General features: G+C 52.4%; 17 protein-coding genes. 15 read left to right on the forward strand and 2 right to left on the reverse strand.

Going from position 1 to position 15,922, the window contains the following annotated elements; genetic code table 11:
- Positions 1-9 precede the first annotated feature (9 nt).
- The 4 genes from H8S44_RS14070 to H8S44_RS14085 all read left to right on the forward strand — a co-directional run bounded on the left by H8S44_RS14070 (position 10) and on the right by H8S44_RS14085 (position 2,813).
- Entirely contained in the window at positions 10-366 is a 357-nt protein-coding gene (locus H8S44_RS14070) for a YbaB/EbfC family nucleoid-associated protein (protein ID WP_186872617.1), read from the forward strand.
- Positions 366-962, forward strand: a complete 597-nt coding sequence (recR, locus tag H8S44_RS14075) for a recombination mediator RecR (protein WP_186872618.1) — start codon at positions 366-368, stop codon at positions 960-962. Before H8S44_RS14070 ends, recR begins: the two co-directional genes overlap by 1 nt.
- 85 nt (positions 963-1,047) lie before the next feature.
- Entirely contained in the window at positions 1,048-1,884 is an 837-nt protein-coding gene (locus H8S44_RS14080) for a transketolase (protein ID WP_186872619.1), read from the forward strand.
- A complete protein-coding gene (locus H8S44_RS14085) occupies positions 1,872-2,813 on the forward strand; it encodes a transketolase family protein (protein ID WP_186872620.1) in 942 nt (313 codons plus the stop codon). The genes H8S44_RS14080 and H8S44_RS14085 overlap by 13 nt, the downstream gene beginning before the upstream one ends.
- A gap of 56 nt (positions 2,814-2,869) precedes the next feature.
- Here the strand turns inward: H8S44_RS14085 and H8S44_RS14090 are convergent, their stop codons facing one another.
- Positions 2,870-3,454 (reverse strand): glucose-6-phosphate isomerase family protein, encoded by a 585-nt coding sequence (locus tag H8S44_RS14090; RefSeq protein WP_186872621.1) that lies wholly within the window; start codon positions 3,452-3,454, stop codon positions 2,870-2,872.
- 13 nt (positions 3,455-3,467) lie between these two features.
- Positions 3,468-4,136, reverse strand: a complete 669-nt coding sequence (gene deoC, locus H8S44_RS14095) for a deoxyribose-phosphate aldolase (protein ID WP_186872622.1) — start codon at positions 4,134-4,136, stop codon at positions 3,468-3,470.
- Between the two features lie 316 nt (positions 4,137-4,452).
- Here deoC and H8S44_RS14100 point away from each other — a divergent pair, with 316 nt between their 5' ends.
- From H8S44_RS14100 to H8S44_RS14150, 11 genes are all read left to right on the forward strand, one after another.
- Positions 4,453-5,502 (forward strand): substrate-binding domain-containing protein, encoded by a 1,050-nt coding sequence (locus H8S44_RS14100; protein WP_243167613.1) that lies wholly within the window; start codon positions 4,453-4,455, stop codon positions 5,500-5,502.
- 88 nt (positions 5,503-5,590) lie between these two features.
- The gene (locus H8S44_RS14105; RefSeq protein WP_186872623.1) at positions 5,591-7,111 is read left to right on the forward strand and encodes a sugar ABC transporter ATP-binding protein; all 1,521 of its coding nucleotides are present in this window, start codon (positions 5,591-5,593) and stop codon (positions 7,109-7,111) included.
- 17 nt (positions 7,112-7,128) lie between these two features.
- Positions 7,129-8,082 (forward strand): D-allose ABC transporter permease, encoded by a 954-nt coding sequence (gene alsC, locus H8S44_RS14110; RefSeq protein WP_243167614.1) that lies wholly within the window; start codon positions 7,129-7,131, stop codon positions 8,080-8,082.
- A gap of 18 nt (positions 8,083-8,100) precedes the next feature.
- Complete coding sequence (locus H8S44_RS14115) at positions 8,101-8,781, forward strand: beta/alpha barrel domain-containing protein (protein WP_186872624.1); 681 nt, start codon at positions 8,101-8,103, stop codon at positions 8,779-8,781.
- Entirely contained in the window at positions 8,774-9,703 is a 930-nt protein-coding gene (gene alsK, locus H8S44_RS14120; RefSeq protein WP_186872625.1) for an allose kinase, read from the forward strand. Before H8S44_RS14115 ends, alsK begins: the two co-directional genes overlap by 8 nt.
- 10 nt (positions 9,704-9,713) lie before the next feature.
- The gene (locus tag H8S44_RS14125) at positions 9,714-10,568 is read left to right on the forward strand and encodes a transketolase (RefSeq protein WP_186872626.1); all 855 of its coding nucleotides are present in this window, start codon (positions 9,714-9,716) and stop codon (positions 10,566-10,568) included.
- A gap of 1 nt (position 10,569) precedes the next feature.
- Positions 10,570-11,520 (forward strand): transketolase family protein, encoded by a 951-nt coding sequence (locus H8S44_RS14130; RefSeq protein WP_186872627.1) that lies wholly within the window; start codon positions 10,570-10,572, stop codon positions 11,518-11,520.
- Positions 11,521-11,610: 90 nt separating this feature from the next.
- A complete protein-coding gene (locus H8S44_RS14135) occupies positions 11,611-12,393 on the forward strand; it encodes a DeoR/GlpR family DNA-binding transcription regulator (protein WP_186872628.1) in 783 nt (260 codons plus the stop codon).
- 223 nt (positions 12,394-12,616) lie between these two features.
- Positions 12,617-13,855 carry a LysM peptidoglycan-binding domain-containing protein gene (locus H8S44_RS14140; RefSeq protein WP_186872629.1) on the forward strand — a complete coding sequence of 413 codons (1,239 nt, stop codon included), beginning with the start codon at positions 12,617-12,619 and terminating at the stop codon, positions 13,853-13,855.
- 71 nt (positions 13,856-13,926) lie between these two features.
- Complete coding sequence (locus H8S44_RS14145; RefSeq protein ID WP_186872630.1) at positions 13,927-15,123, forward strand: DUF5711 family protein; 1,197 nt, start codon at positions 13,927-13,929, stop codon at positions 15,121-15,123.
- Between the two features lie 21 nt (positions 15,124-15,144).
- The gene (locus H8S44_RS14150; protein WP_186872631.1) at positions 15,145-15,597 is read left to right on the forward strand and encodes a CvpA family protein; all 453 of its coding nucleotides are present in this window, start codon (positions 15,145-15,147) and stop codon (positions 15,595-15,597) included.
- The last annotated feature ends 325 nt before the right edge of the window (positions 15,598-15,922 follow it).

Raw genomic sequence — 15,922 nt, forward strand, 5'->3', positions numbered from 1 at the left:
ATTTTTGAAATGGCAAAGAGAGGCGGATTTCCGGGAGGCATGGGCATGCCCGGCAATATGAATATGAACAATCTGATGAAGCAGGCACAGAAGATGCAGCGTCAGATGGAAGAGAACCAGAAGGCTCTGGAGGAGAAGGAGTATACAGCGGCAGCCGGAGGCGGAGCCGTAGAGGTAACCATGTCCGGTAAGAAGGAGATCACAAAGGTGACCATCGATCCGGACGCGGTAGATCCCGAGGATGTGGAGACCCTGGAGGATATGATTATGATCGCGGTTAATCAGGTACTGCGGCAGCAGGAAGAGGATTCCGCTTCCATGATGTCCGGACTGACCGGCGGTATGGGCGGAGGCTTTCCGTTCTAATGGATTATTACAGCAGTCAAATCAGTAAGCTGATCGAGCAGCTCTCATCTCTGCCGGGCATCGGCGGAAAGACGGCCCAGCGGCTGGCTTTCCATATCGTAAATATGCCCGTGGAGAAGGTGCAGGCCCTGTCGGATTCCATCATCAGCGCCAAGAAAAATGTCCGTTACTGTAAAGAATGCTTTACCATGACGGATCAGGAGCTGTGCCCCATTTGCGCCAACCCCAAGAGGGATCATAAGGTGATCATGGTGGTGGAGAACACCCGGGATCTGGCAGCCTACGAGAAGACCGGCAAGTACGACGGCGTCTACCATGTGCTCCATGGAGCCATTTCCCCCATGCTGGGCATCGGACCCTCCGATATCCGGCTGAAGGAGCTGATGACCCGGCTTCAGGGGGATGTGGAGGAGGTCATCATCGCCACGAACTCCAGCCTGGAGGGCGAGACCACAGCCATGTATATCAGCAAGCTCATCAAACCCACAGGAATCAAAGTCAGCCGGATCGCCAGCGGCGTGCCGGTGGGCGGAGATCTGGAATATATCGATGAAGTGACACTTCTGCGGGCCCTGGAGGGACGCGTAGAACTGTAAGGAAAAGCTTGACCTGAGGGGAAACAGTCGCTATACTACAAGAAGAAGCAAAAAACAAAACAATATAATAAAAGGTGGGACAAAAATGACGAATTTAGAACTCCAGAAGACGGCTAATGAAGTCCGCAAGGGCATCGTCACAGCCGTTCACAGCGCAAAGTCCGGTCATCCGGGCGGATCTCTGTCAGCAGCAGATGTATTTACCTATCTGTATTTTGAAGAGATGAACATCGATCCGAAGGATCCGAAGAAGGCAGACAGAGACCGTTTCGTACTGTCCAAGGGACATACGGCACCGGGTCTGTACGCTACCCTGGCAGAGCGCGGATATTTCCCGAAGGAGGATCTGACCAGTCTGCGTCAGATTGGATCACATCTTCAGGGACATCCCTGTATGCAGCACACACCGGGCATCGACATGTCCAGCGGATCTCTGGGACAGGGCATCTCCGCAGCAGTAGGTATGGCGCTTTCCGCTAAGGTATTTGGAGACAGCTATCGTGTATATACACTTCTTGGAGACGGTGAGATCCAGGAGGGCCAGGTATGGGAGGCTTCCATGTTCGCCAGCGCGAAGAAGCTGGACAACCTGTGCGTGATTGTGGACAATAACAACCTTCAGATCGACGGAACCATCGTAGAGGTAAACTCTCCGTACCCCATCGACGAGAAGTTCAAAGCATTTAACTTCCATGTAATCAACGTAGACGGTCATGATTTCGACCAGCTGAGAGCAGCGTTTGCGGAAGCAAAGACTGTAAAGGGACAGCCCACAGCCATTATCATGAAGACTGTAAAGGGTAAGGGCGTATCCTTCATGGAGAATAACGTTGCATGGCACGGCTCCGCACCGAACGACGAGCAGTACGCTATCGCAATGGCAGATTTAGAGAAGGCAGGTGAAGCATTATGTCAGAAGTAAAGAAGATCGCAACGAGAGAAAGCTACGGCAATGCTTTAAAAGAGCTTGGCGCAGAGAACCCGAACGTAATCGTACTGGATGCGGACCTTGCAGGAGCAACCAAGACAAGCGTATTTAAGAAAGCATATCCGGATCGTTTCTTTGACTGCGGTATTGCAGAGGGAAACATGGTAGGTATCGCAGCTGGCATCGCTACCACCGGAAAGATCCCCTTCTGCAGCACCTTCGCTATGTTTGCTGCAGGACGTGCCTTTGAGCAGATCCGTAACGCAGTGGGATATCCCCATCTGAACGTAAAGATCGGCGCTACCCACGCAGGAATCTCCGTAGGTGAGGATGGAGCTACCCATCAGTGTAACGAGGATATCGCTCTGATGCGTACTATCCCGGGCATGGTTATCATCAGCCCCTCCGACGACGTGGAGGCAAGAGCTGCAGTAAAGGCAGCGGCTGAGTATGTGGGACCGGTATATCTTCGTTTCGGAAGACTGGCAGTGCCGGTAATCAACGACGAGGCTACCTACAAGTTCGAGATCGGCAAGGGCGTTCTCTTAAGAGAGGGTACCGACCTGACCATCGTAGCTACCGGACTTTGCGTAAACAGCGCTCTGGAAGCAGCTGAGAAGCTGGCGGCAGAGGGCGTATCTGCAGAGGTGATCAATATTCACACCATCAAGCCGCTGGACGAGGAGATCATCCTGAACTCCGCAAAGAAGACCGGAAAGGTGGTAACCGTCGAGGAGCATTCTGTCATCGGCGGCCTGGGCAGCGCAGTATGCGACGCACTGAGCGAGAAGCTTCCGACTCTGACCAAGAAGATTGGTATCTACGATACCTACGGCGAGTCCGGCCCGGCAGTAAAGCTGCTTGAGAAGTACCGTATCGATGGAAACGGTGTATACGAGCAGATCAAAGAGTGGATGAAATAAAAAGCTTACATAAAGAGAAGGACGGGCGCGAAAGCGCTCGTCCTTCTCTTTTGGCTTTATTTCAAGGTGGAATAGGAAGGATTCGTCTGTATGGACGGCCTTCCGTCCTCCTCCAGAATCAGGGTGTGGAAGCCCCGATCCTGAATGGTGGCATAGTCGTGTCCGGCGTCGGCCCGGTAAGCGTAGAATACAATGAGGGGCTCTGTGCCGGTATTGATACAGCGGTGGGCGTAACCCCTGGCGGAATAAGCGGCCTCCGAGGGCTTCATGGGAAGGAGAGAGACCTCTCCGCCCTTCGTCTCAGTCAGCAGATAGCCTTCTCCGCTGAGGCAGTAATAGATCTCCGCCGTATCCGGGATCACATGGAAATGCCCCTTTGTCATATAGTATTCTTTCCCGATCTTCCCTGGATAGAGCCGGGTGATGCCAAAAGCCAGATCTCCGGGATGGGAGGGAGGAAGCATATCCTGTACCTCATAGATCAGGGGATCCTCCGTCTCCAGTATCGTTCGGGCCGCCTCCCGGTCGGAGAAAAAGTCCGGAAACTGGGAAAGATATCTGCGGGTCCAGACTTCAGGGTGTTCCTGGGGGTTTCCCATGGAAAGGTGAAAGCCCCGGGCCCAGTTCCATATATCTGCCATAGGATACCTCCTTTTAGAGAGCTTCTATGATTTTTACGCCTGCGCTTGCGCCCAGTCTGGAAGCGCCTGCTTCGATCATGGTAAGAGCGTCCTCCAGGGTACGGATGCCGCCGGAAGCCTTGACGCCCAGGCCGTCGCCTACAGTCTGACGCATGAGCGCCACATCATGGGCGGTGGCTCCGCCGGTGGAAAAGCCGGTGGAGGTCTTTACGAAATCAGCGCCCGCTTCCATGGAAGCCTGGCAGGCCTTTACCTTTTCTTCATCTGTCAGCAGACAGGTCTCGATAATCACTTTCAGCTTCGCACCGCCCTTTACGGCGTTCACAGCTTCAATGTCTTTTTTTACCCCATCCCAGTCGCCACTTTTAATAGCGCCCACATTGATGACCATATCGATTTCTTTCGCGCCTGCGGCAATGGCGTCCTTTGCCTCGGCTGCTTTAGAAGAAGAAAGACCTGCGCCCAGCGGGAAGCCGATGACGCTGCAGGGGGCGATATCCGTTCCGGCCAGCTCTGCGGCTACGGTGGGAATCCAGTAGGAATTTACGCATACGGAGGCAAAATGATAAGTTTTTGCCTCCTCGCAGATTTTTTTAATCTGCGGAAGTGATGCGTCCGGCTTTAAGAGCGTATGATCAATATAAGAGGCAAGCTGTTCTCTGGTAAGGTTTGTACGTTCCATAATAAGAACCTCCTTTAAATAGTGTTTGATAAGTGTGAAATGAAAATATTAAAAAACGATAACAAACAATCACATACAACAATCATATCACGGAGGACGTGGGGTGTCAATCGCGAAAAATATGTGCAATATTAACAAAACGAAAATAAATAACAAATACATATTGACAAATAGTACAACAGTGGTTATCATTTGAATTACAAACGATAATAAATAATAACAAAAAGCAACGAAAGCAGGAACAAAACATGAAAAGTGAGAACCGGAAGAAGGTACCGGCTTCACTATATAAACAATTTTTATAAGGAGGAAGAGTATGAAGAGGTTAGTAGCAATGTTATTGGTGGGCGTTATGTCATTGGGACTGGTTGCATGTGGCTCAAAGGGGGAGACCACAACCGACACACCGGCACAGGCTGAGACCACAGAAACCACAGATGACGCGGCAGCGGCAGAGACCACAGGGGACACCTACACCATCGGCGTCCTGATGAAGACACTTTCCAGTCCCTACTGGCAGTCCATGGCAGAAGGTCTGGAGAAGAGAGTGGCAGAGTTGGACAATGTCACCATTGAAATCTTCGGCGCTGAGTCTGAGGACGATCTGAGCGGACAGCTGAATCTGATGGAGAATATGATCACAAGCGGTAAGTACGACGCGCTCTGTGTAGCTCCGATTACCCCGACCAACCTGATTTCAGGAGTGGTAAAGGCAAACGAGGCGAATATCCCGGTGGTAGATATCGACGAGAAGTTTGACATGAACGCGCTGAACGAAGCAGGCGGCTATGTGGTGGGATATGCTACCTCTGACAACGTGGCAGTAGGAAAGATGGGCGCAGACGAGATCATGAAGAAGTATCCGGACGGCGCTGGCGTTTGTATCATTGAAGGTATCGCAGGCGCGACTTCCGGCGAGCTTCGCCGTGACGGCTGTAAGGACGCTCTGGAAGCGGCAGACGGCTACGAAGTACTGGATATCCAGCCGGGTGACTGGGACAGACAGACTGCTCTGGATGTGGCGACCAACATGATTAACAAGTACGGCGATAAGCTGAATGCTATCTTCACCGCAAATGACACCATGGCAAAAGGCGTTCTGCAGGCCATGATCAACACCGGACGCGAGGACATCTATCTGGTATCCACCGACGCTGATACCGAGGTTCAGAAGGGTATTAAGGACGGACAGCTCATTGCAGTTGTTCAGGATCCGGCCGGCATCGCACTTTCCTGCGTAGAGCAGGCAGTTGCGGCTCTGGAGAGCGGAAACTACGGTTCTGTAGACAATCAGCCGGAAGATACACTGATTCCTGCTACTGTATACACACAGGAGAACATCGACGAACTGCTGAATGCACAGTAAATAACAGAACGAAACAGAGAAAACATTTTCGGGGCTGCCGGTTTGCGGCAGCCCCGCTCTTAATCAAGCGGGCAATCGAGGTGGAAGAATGGGAACATTGGTGGAAATGAAAAACATCAGGAAGGAATTTCCGGGAGTCGTTGCCCTGGACAGCGTCTCTTTTGATGTGAAGGCAGGAGAGGTACACCTGCTTCTGGGTGAGAACGGAGCCGGAAAGTCCACGCTGATGAAAATATTAAGTGGAATCTATACGCCCACTCAGGGAACGATCGTGGTAAACGGAGAGGAATTCTCCGAACTGACGCCGAAGAAATCCAAGGAATTGGGAATCAGCATCATTTACCAGGAGCTGAGCGTGGTAAACGAGCTCTCTATAGCGGAGAACATGTTCGTAGGAAAGCTTCCGGTGAAGAAATGGCTGAATCTGATTCCTGTGGTGGATCGGGCGGCCTATATGAAAAAAGCGGAAGAAGCAGCCAGACGCGTGGGACTGAAAAAACCGGTCACCACCCTGGTGGAGGATCTGTCCATCTCGGAAAAGCAGATGGTAGAGATCGCGAAGGCCCTGGTGGAGGATTCAAAGCTTCTGGTCATGGATGAGCCCACCTCCTCCCTGACGGACGAGGAGACTCAGAATCTTCTGAAAATCATCCGGGAACTGCGGGAATCCGGCATCGGGATCGTATATATCTCCCATAAGATGAAGGAACTGCGGGAGATCGGCGACCGGGTCACCATCCTGAAGGATGGAACAACGGTGGCCACCAAGGATATGTCAGAGATTCACTCCGAAGACGAGATCATCTCCATGATGGTCGGCAGACAGCTCCAGAGAACCTTCTTTGGAGAAAAAGATGTGGTCTATGAGCCGGAGAATATCCTGTTCAAGGCAGAGGATATCCGGAGGAAAGACGGAAAGACAAAAGGGGTTTCCTTTGAACTGTACCGGGGCGAGGTGCTGGGTGTGGCCGGACTGGTAGGAGCCGGAAGAACCGAGCTGATGAACGTCATCTTCGCGGGGGAATCCTATGAAAGCGGAAAGATTTATCTGGATGGAAAAGAAATCAAGATAGGAACACCCTATACTTCCATCAAAAACGGAATTGCGATGATTACGGAGAACCGACGGGAGACAGGTATCTTCCCGAACTTCGGAATCAAGGAGAATCTGGTTCTGGTGAGCCGGCTCCTGCGTTCAAAATGGGGTGGTTTCTATGGAACAATACAGGGCAAACAGGAAGAACAGCTGGCAGAAAAAGAACGGGCGGAAATGCAGGTGAAATGCGCGTCCCTCTCTCAGCTGATTACGGAACTGTCAGGCGGAAATCAGCAGAAGGTCATCGTGGGAAAATGGATGGCCGCAAACGCGAAGATGATTATTTTCGACGAGCCCACCAAGGGTATCGATATCGGGACTAAGACCGAGATGTACCGCATTATGCGGACCTTGGCAGGCCAGGGCGTGGGCGTTATCATGATTTCATCGGAAATGCCGGAGCTGCTTGGTATCTGCGACAGAATTATGGTTATGAATCAGGGACAGAAAAAGGGAATACTGGACAAATCAGAAGTGACAGAAGAGCTGATCCTTCAGACTGCGACCATGTAATAAAGGAGAGAGAGTCTATGAAGATGAAAACAAATAGTTTCAAAAACTATTGGGAGAAATTTGGAACGCTGGCGATATTTGTGGTAATGTGGTGCGTATTCGCGGTGGTTGCGCCTGCCAGTTTCCATACAGCCGGAAACTTTATTCAGATCGTAACTCAGAGTGCGACCATCATGCTTCTGGCCTGCGGTGAGTTCTTCGCCATCCTGCTGGGAGGTATCGACCTTTCCATCGGCTCCATTGTGGCCTTCACCGGCATGGTGACAGCGAAGCTGATGGTGAACTTCGGAATGAATCCCTTCCTGGCGGTTCTGCTGGGCGCGGTCCTGGGCGGAGCTTTATGCGGCTTCATCAACGGTACGCTGATTAACCTGACCGGCGTGCATCCGTTTATTATCACCCTGGGTACCCAGTCCATTTTCCGGGCTCTGACCCTGATTATCTCCAATGCCCAGGCTACTTTTGGTATGCCGAAGATCTTCACCCAGATTTTCGGAGGCCTGTATCACGGCGTTCCCATGGCGGTAGTTATCGCACTGGTGGTGGCGGTCCTGTGTTGGTTTATCACCTCGAAGCTGACCTTTGGCCGAAATCTGTATGTCATGGGCGGCAACCGGGACGCAGCGTGGTTCTCCGGTATTAACGTAAAGCAGCATCTGCTGGCGGTACATACCATTTCCGGTCTGTGCGCCGGTATCTGCGGCGCCGTGATGGCGGCACGTCTGGGAGCGGCGGAGCCGAATACTTCTATCGGAGCGGAGACCGAGGCCATCGCATCAGCCATCATCGGCGGCACCAGCTTTTTCGGTGGAAAAGGTAAGATTCCCAATGTCATTGTGGGCGCTTTGATTCTGGGCCTGATCAGCAACGGACTGAACATGTGCAGTGTCCCCACATTCTATCAGAATCTGGCCACCGGTCTTCTGCTGATCGCGGCAGTGAGCCTGGATCACGTAGTATCAAGAAAATAACAGAGGGGGAAAATAAATATGGCACAGAAATTTGCGCCGTCCTTAATGGGCATGGATTTTATGAACGTACAGGAGCAGATCGAGGGACTGAATCCCTACGCGTACTATTATCATATTGATATCATTGACTGGCATTACGCGAAAAATATGTGCGTATCGCCCCAGTTCATCGGACAGCTGCGGCAAATCACAGACCTGCCTCTGGATGTACATATTATGGTAAAGGACATGGGCCTGGACATGATCGAGGCGGTCATCGACGCAGGCGCGGATATTGTGTCCCTTCCGGAGGAGGAACTGGGACAGAATGTATTCAAATACATTTCCTATATCAGGGAGCGGGGCAGAAAGGTCGGCATCGTCCTGGGACCCACAGCGACCCTGGAGGATACGAAGTACTATCTGGATCAGGTGGATTTGCTGACCTTCATGGGCGTAACCCCGGGCTTCGCGAAGCAGAAGCTCATCGAGCCGGTGCTGGATAAGATTCGTGAGGCACATCGGATCCGTGAGGAGAAGGGCTATACCTTTGAGACCCAGATCGACGGCGGCTGCAACCGCAGCACCATGAAGCGGGTCAGCGAAACTGGCGTGGATATTATTATCATGGGCTCCACCTGCCTGTTCAGCCATGACAAGGACACGGCAGTGGCCTGGAAAAAGATGCTTGCAGACTATGAGGAGTGGGTGAATGAGTAAAAAAGCGATAGGGATTGATATCGGCGGAACAAATTTCCGCATGGGTCTGGTGTCGGAGGACGGAAGCGTCGAGTACTTCTACAAGGCCTCCAGTCGGGAGATCTGCGACAATGGAGAAGCGGTGGAGCTGCTGGCAGATAAGATTGAGCTGTATATACAGGAGCATGGCATGCAGGGGCAGCTCTCTGCCATCGGCATCGGCTTTCCGTCGCCCATCGACGCGGCCAGAAAGGTGGTCTACAACTGTCCGAATCTGCAGAATTCCACCGGCGGCTTCGACGGGAGAAATGTGGTGCATTCCCTGCAGCAGAGATTGGGGATCCCCACCTTTATCAATAAGGATGCCTGCAACCTGCTCTGGTACGAGATTGAGATGCACAAGTGGAAGGGAAGCGGTATCACCATCGGCTTCTACTACGGAACCGGCATCGGAAACAGTGTCTATCTGGGCAATGGCTTCCTGGATGGAAAGCACGGCGTGGCCTGCGACGTGGGACATATTCCCTTCTATCTCAGCGATCGCTACTGCACCTGCGGAAACAGAGGCTGCGCGGAGTGCTACGCCAGCGGCAGAGTGCTGCGGGATATCTGGCAGGAGCACTGGCCGGAGGAGGAATTTACCGACATCTTCCGAAACCACAGCGACAGCAAGGTGATTCAGGAGTACCTGGAGGGTATGGCCATTCCCATGGCCACCGAGATCAATATCTTCGATCCCGATCGGATCGTGGTGGGCGGCGGCGTCATGGATATGAAGGATTTCCCGGAGAAAATGTTCTGGGATTATGTGTATGAATTCACACGGAAGCCCTTTCCGGGAACAGATTTTGCTATTGTACACGCAAGTAAGGAGCCGGGAGTCGGCGTAGCCGGATCTGCCCTTTACGCGTTTGAACAGCTGAGACTGAAAGGAAAGAACTGAGGAGGCGGCTATGGATAAGGAAAAAGAGAGACAATTAAAAAAAGGTTCCGCGGAGATTCGTCTGGAGACACTGAAGATGCTGAAATGGCGTGGATACGGCCATCTGGGCGGTGCCATGTCTATTGTGGAACTGCTTTCGGTACTTTATAACGACATTCTCCGCTACAAACCGGAGGTTCCGGCCTGGGAAGACCGGGATTATGTGGTGCTTTCCAAGGGACATTCCGGGCCCTCCCTTTATGCGGCCCTGGCTCTGCACGGCTTCTTTGACAAAGAACTTCTGTATACCCTGAACGAAGGGGGGACCTCCCTTCCCTCTCATCCAGACAGGCTACGGACGCCGGGCGTTGATGCTACTACAGGCTCTCTGGGACAGGGAACCTCCGTGGCGGCAGGTATCGGAATGGCACTCCGGAAGGAAGGGCGCAGCGGTCAGAAGGTCTATCTGATCGTGGGAGACGGTGAGCTGAACGAGGGACAGTGCTGGGAGGCCTTCCAGTTCCTGGCCCATCATAAGCTCCATGAGGTTATCGTGATCATTGACTATAACAAGCGTCAGCTGGATGGAAAGCTGACCGATATCATCACGCCCTTTGATTTTCATAAGAAGATGGAAAGCTTCGGTTTCCGGGTCTTCGATGCGGACGGCCGGGAGGAAAGCTCCATCGACGAGGCCCTGAAGGCGGCCGGACAGGTGACCGATTCCGCAGTCTGCGTACTGCTGGATACGGTGAAAGCCCAGGGAGTTCCCTATTATATAGAAAGAGAAGACAGCCATGCACCCAAGTTCGACGCGAAAGCCAAGGAAGAACTGGACAAAACCATCCAGGCACTGGAGCAGTACGTGGCAGAAGGAGGGCGGTAGTATGTGGAAACGGGCAGAACAGACAGGAAGCACGGAAATGCGCGGCGTTTTCGTGGAAACCCTGCAGGAAATGATGGATCAGAATAAAAAGGTAGTGGCCCTGGAGGCGGATCTGGGCGGAGCATCCGGATTCTCAAAGATTCAGAAGAGCCATCCGGATCAGTTCCTGAATGTGGGAATTGCGGAGGCTAATATGGTGGGAATCGCGGCGGGTATGTCCATGCGGGGCTTCGTACCCTTTATCCATACCTTTGCGCCCTTTGCTGTAAGGCGCGCCTGCGACCAGATCTTTCTGGAGGGCGCTTACGCAGGGAATACCATTAATATCTACGGTTCTGATCCGGGTGTCTGCGTGGCCCAGAACGGAGGAACCCATACCACCTTTGAGGATATGGCCATCATGCGGGCCATTCCCACGGTGGAGGTTTACGATCCGGCGGACGGCGTGCAGCTCCGGTGGCTGATTCACAGCCTGGAGCATAAAAAAGGCGTTCATTACATCCGGGCGGCCAGAAAGGGTATGCCGGATATCTATGCGGAGGGTTCTACCTTTGAAAGTGGCAAAGCCAATGTGCTCCGGGAAGGAAAGGATGTGCTTCTGGTGGCAGCCGGACTGGGCCTGAAGTTGGCCCTGGACGCAGCGGATCAGCTGGCGGAAGAGGGGGTCGAGGCAGCGGTTCTCGATATGTTTACAGTAGCGCCCTTTGACGTGGAGACCTTCCGGCAGCAGGCGGCGGGCAAGAAGCTTATCGTCACAGTGGAGAACCACAGTGTCACCAACGGACTGGGAAGCGCGGCGGCGGATATTCTGGCGGAGGACGGCAGCGGAATCCGGCTCAGAAAAGTAGGCATCGAGAACCGGTTTGGTCAGGTGGGCAGCCAGGATTTCCTGATGAAGGAATACGGCCTGACGGTGGAACATGTATACCAGATCGTGAAGACCAACTTGTAAAAAGCAGGGAATCGTGCTATGATGACAAAGATAACAGCACGAAAAACAAATATAAAAACTGCAAAAAATTTCAAGGGGGGGGGGGTGAACATGGCAGGAGGACAGAATCCCACTCAGTTATTTTCGGAGGAACGGAAGGAAGCGATCATCAAGCTGCTTCAGGCCCAGAATAAAATCGTGGTGCCGGAGCTGTGCGATTACTTTGGCGTGTCGGCGTCCACCATCCGGAACGATCTCAGACAGCTGGAAAAGGAAAAGCGTCTGACCCGTACCCACGGGGGAGCCATCGGCTCCACTAAGACGGGACTGGAGTATCTTCCGGAGAATAAGGAACGGATGATGGAGCAGAAGCGTGCCATAGCGGAAGCGGCGTTGGGACGCATCGAGAACGGAGACCGGATCGTGATCTTTACCGGAAGCACGGCATTTGAGTTGCTGCAGAGACTTCCCGAGCGAAAGAATCTGATGGTGATTATCAATGATATTACATTTGCGAACTGGCTGGAGCAGAATACGGATTTTGATATCTGGATTCTGGGCGGAGCCCTTCGGAATAGGTATCATTATACCACTTCGCCATTTCATAACGAGTTTCTGGATATGATCAATATTGACAAGGCCTTTATCACCTGCACGGGAATCACCGTGGACAAGGGAATTACCACGCCGGATCTGGATACGGCGCTGGTGATGAAGAATATCATCCACGCGTCCAATGAAAAGATTCTCATGTGCGACAGCAGTAAAATGGGCAGAGTCTCCTTTGCCCAGGTCATGGAGCTGAGTGAGGTAGACGAGCTGATCACAGACAGCGGCATCGAGCAGGAGGATCTGGAGGCTTTCCGCAATATCACCAGCGTGACACTGGCGTAGGCTGGAAACAGAATCAGGATCAAAACAGAATCAGCGTATCAGGCAGGGCGGAACCCCGGAAGGGATCCGCTCTGTTTTTGTCGAAAAAATTCCTGTTTTCTCCGACAGAATCCGCTAAATCATGCAGAGCCTCTGTGTTACCATGCAAAAAAGAGGGGGTGCCCTGCCCGGGGCGGACCCGATGCCCAGCGTATGGGCAGGCAGAGGAAAATGAGGTGAGAGTATGATTGAATTCGTTTACAGGGAAAATACCAGAGAGCCCGGACCGGAGCGAAAGGCAGATCTGCCGAAGAATGTGCGACAGGTGGGAGAGCTGGAAGAAAAACGCAGGATCTATATAGAAGATTATGTGGTGACCTATCTGAAGCATTTTGCGGAAGAAGAGAGCCTGAGCAGCAGAATTGCAGTGCTTCTGGGACAGACGGAGCGGGCGGATGGGATTCCCTGTCTCCTGATCCGGGGAGCGGCGGGAGTGAAAAGCCTGGAATACACAGACCGGGGGATTCCATTTACGGACGAGGCCTGGGCGGAAATCTACGGCGTCATGAAGGAGTACTTCGCGGATATGGATATCCTGGGCTGGTTCCTGTCCCTGCCCGGCTATCCGGTGGAACTGGGGCCGGAGGTGGAAAAGACCCATGTGAATTACTTCGGCGGAGTGGACAAGGTTCTGTTGGCGGCCGAGCCCACGGATGGGGAGGCGGATTTTTATGCCTATGAGAATGGCCGACTGACCCGACAGCGGGGCTATTACATCTTTTATGAACGGAACGGGAGCATGCAGCGCTATATGATTGAGACGGGAAAAGGCGAGAGCGTGGATCAGAAGGAAGACTTCGACGATCACGCCATCCGGAGCTTCCGGGCGCTGGTACAGGAGAAAAAAGAGCTGTCCGGCCAGAAACGGGTACTGACTTTCCTGTACGCGGCCAGCACTTTCCTGGTCATGGTGGTACTGGTTATCGGTATCACCCTGATCAATAACTATGAGAAAATGAAATGGTTGGAGACGACCCTGGGGGAGATCTCCCGTTCCCTGGAAAATCAGAGCGCCGGAGAGAGTTCGGATACCGCCCTGATGGCAGCTTATGCGGACGGTGGAAGCGCGGAGGAAAAGCCGGAAGAAGGAGATGGACAGGCTGAGGACGGGAATTCAGACGAGATTGCGGGAGAAAATGGGGAAGAGAAAGACAATGATGCGGGAACGGAAGCGGGAGAACCGGCGACCGGGACAGGAGAGACCGTAGAAGCTTCCGGCGAGTCTGCTGCCCGGGAGGAGACAAGCACAGAAGCGGACAGTACGGTTCCGGAAAGCTATGTGGTGCAGAAAGGCGACACTCTTCTGGAGATCAGCCGCAAAATCTACGGCCGGGACGACCGTATAGAAGCCATCTGCAGTCTGAACGGAATCCGGGACAGCGATCGGATCCTGGCGGGTCAAAAACTTTTGCTTCCCCAATAGTTTTATGCTATCATATAGAAAACTATAATACGGAAAACCGTACAAAAACCGTAATACAGAAGGATAAGGCAATGGCAAATATCATGCAGCTTCACCCTCCGAAGGGCCCGGAAGGAGATATGAAGGAATATAAACAGAAACTGATCCGTCATCGGGCGGGCCTTGGGGCCCGCTTCTTTGTGGTTCTGGCGGTGATTTTGGGTGTGTGCCTGGCGATTTATTTTTATCAGCGGAACCGAAGCTATACGGACTATGAGGTGTGCGTCACCGTGGAGCGCAGCGATACGGTGAACACCCAGTATGCTGAGTATAACGGAAAACTTCTGAAGTACAGCCGGGATGGCATCTCCTGCGTGGATGCCCAGAACAAGGCGGTCTGGAGTCAGACCTACACCATGCAGACGCCTATCGTGGATATCTGCCAGAATGAGGTGGTGGTGGCCAGCCAGCAGGGCAATGAGATCTATGTCTTTGACGGAAAGGGTCTGCAGACTCAGATTACCACCCTGCTTCCCATTCAGCAGGTGAGCGTTTCCGCCCAGGGCGTGACGGCGGTGCTTCTGAATGACAGCACCTATGCCTGGATCTATCTGTATGATAAAGAAGGAAATCAGCTGACAGAGGCCCGGTGCAGTCTCGAGGAGACGGGACAGCCCCTGTCCATCAGCCTGTCCTCAGACGGAACCAAGCTGGCTGTGTCTTATCTGCAGGTGCAGGAAGGAACTGCCGGAAGCTGCGTGGTATTCTATAACTTTGGTTCGGTAGGCAGTAACTTCGTGGACAAGATCGTGGCGTCCAAGGTATACAGCGACACGCTTATCCCGAAGGTGAAGTATCTGGGGAGCAGCCAGTGCGTGGCCATTTCCGGAGAGGGCATTATTTATTATGAAGGAGCCGAGATCCCGGAGGAGCAGCACACAGTAACGGTGGAAAAGGAGATCCGGAGTATCTTCTTCGGAGAAAACCGGGTGGGTCTGATCCTGGAGGGAGAAGGCGGAGACGCGGGTCGGTATCAGCTCCGGCTCTATGATATGAAGGGAAATTTGGTGCTGTCGGAGACGTCAGATCTGGATTATCGACAGGCGAAGCTTTCTGGAAAGTACCTGATCCTGTATGGTGCCAACGAATGCGAGATCTACAGTGACAGGGGCGTGCTGAAGTATACGGGAAGCTTTGACAGCGAAATCGCAGATATTTATAAGACCAAAGGACTGGAGCGTTATGTGCTGGTATTCTCAGATCGGACTGAAGAGATTAAGCTACAATAAGAGACGGAGGAGAAACAAGACATGAACTGGTTACTGCCGGTGATCCTGTTATTTTTATTACTATGCGCATGGGACGGACACAGAAAAGGGCTGATCCGCAAGTCGGTGGGCATCCTGTCCCTGGCGTTGACGCTGGTACTGACTGCGGTGCTGACGCCCATGGTGGCGGCAGTTCTGAAGGTGGAGAGCATTCTGGCTTTTCTGATTGTAATGATTCTGGTGGGGGTACTGGTACGGGGAATCGCGTTCTCCCTGGATCTGGTATCTGGTCTTCCGATTATCCATGGACTGAATAAGACGGCAGGTATGCTCTTTGGAGTGGCGGAAGGGCTGGTGGCTGTATGGGTATTCTTTTTCGCGGTGACTGTGCTTTCCTTTACCGAGACAGGAGGCATGCTTCTGCGCATGACACAGCAGAGCACCATCCTCTCCTGGCTGTACCGGAATAACCTTCTAAATCTGCTTCTAAAATAAATTCAAAAAAATTGAAAAAAGTTGTTGACAACTGTCGAACCGCGTGGTAAAGTATAGAAGCTGTCGCGAGAGACAGTGCTTCACTTCTCAAGTGAGTCCGGGAACTTCAAAAACTTCTTCAAAAAAAGTTAAAAAAGTTCTTGACAAGCGAGAATGAATGTGATAAGATAGTCAAGTCGCTTCGGTGAGGAACGACAAAGACGAATAAGCGAACCTTGATAACTGAACAGTGTAAAACCTTGAAAATTCTAAGAGAATGAATTCAAGAACAGTTCGATTCTTAGAAATAAGAACGAACACCTTTTAACAGTAATACGGGAAAGAA

The sequence above is a fragment of the Anaerosacchariphilus hominis genome, from assembly GCF_014290175.1.
GTDB lineage: Bacteria > Bacillota > Clostridia > Lachnospirales > Lachnospiraceae > Laedolimicola > Laedolimicola hominis.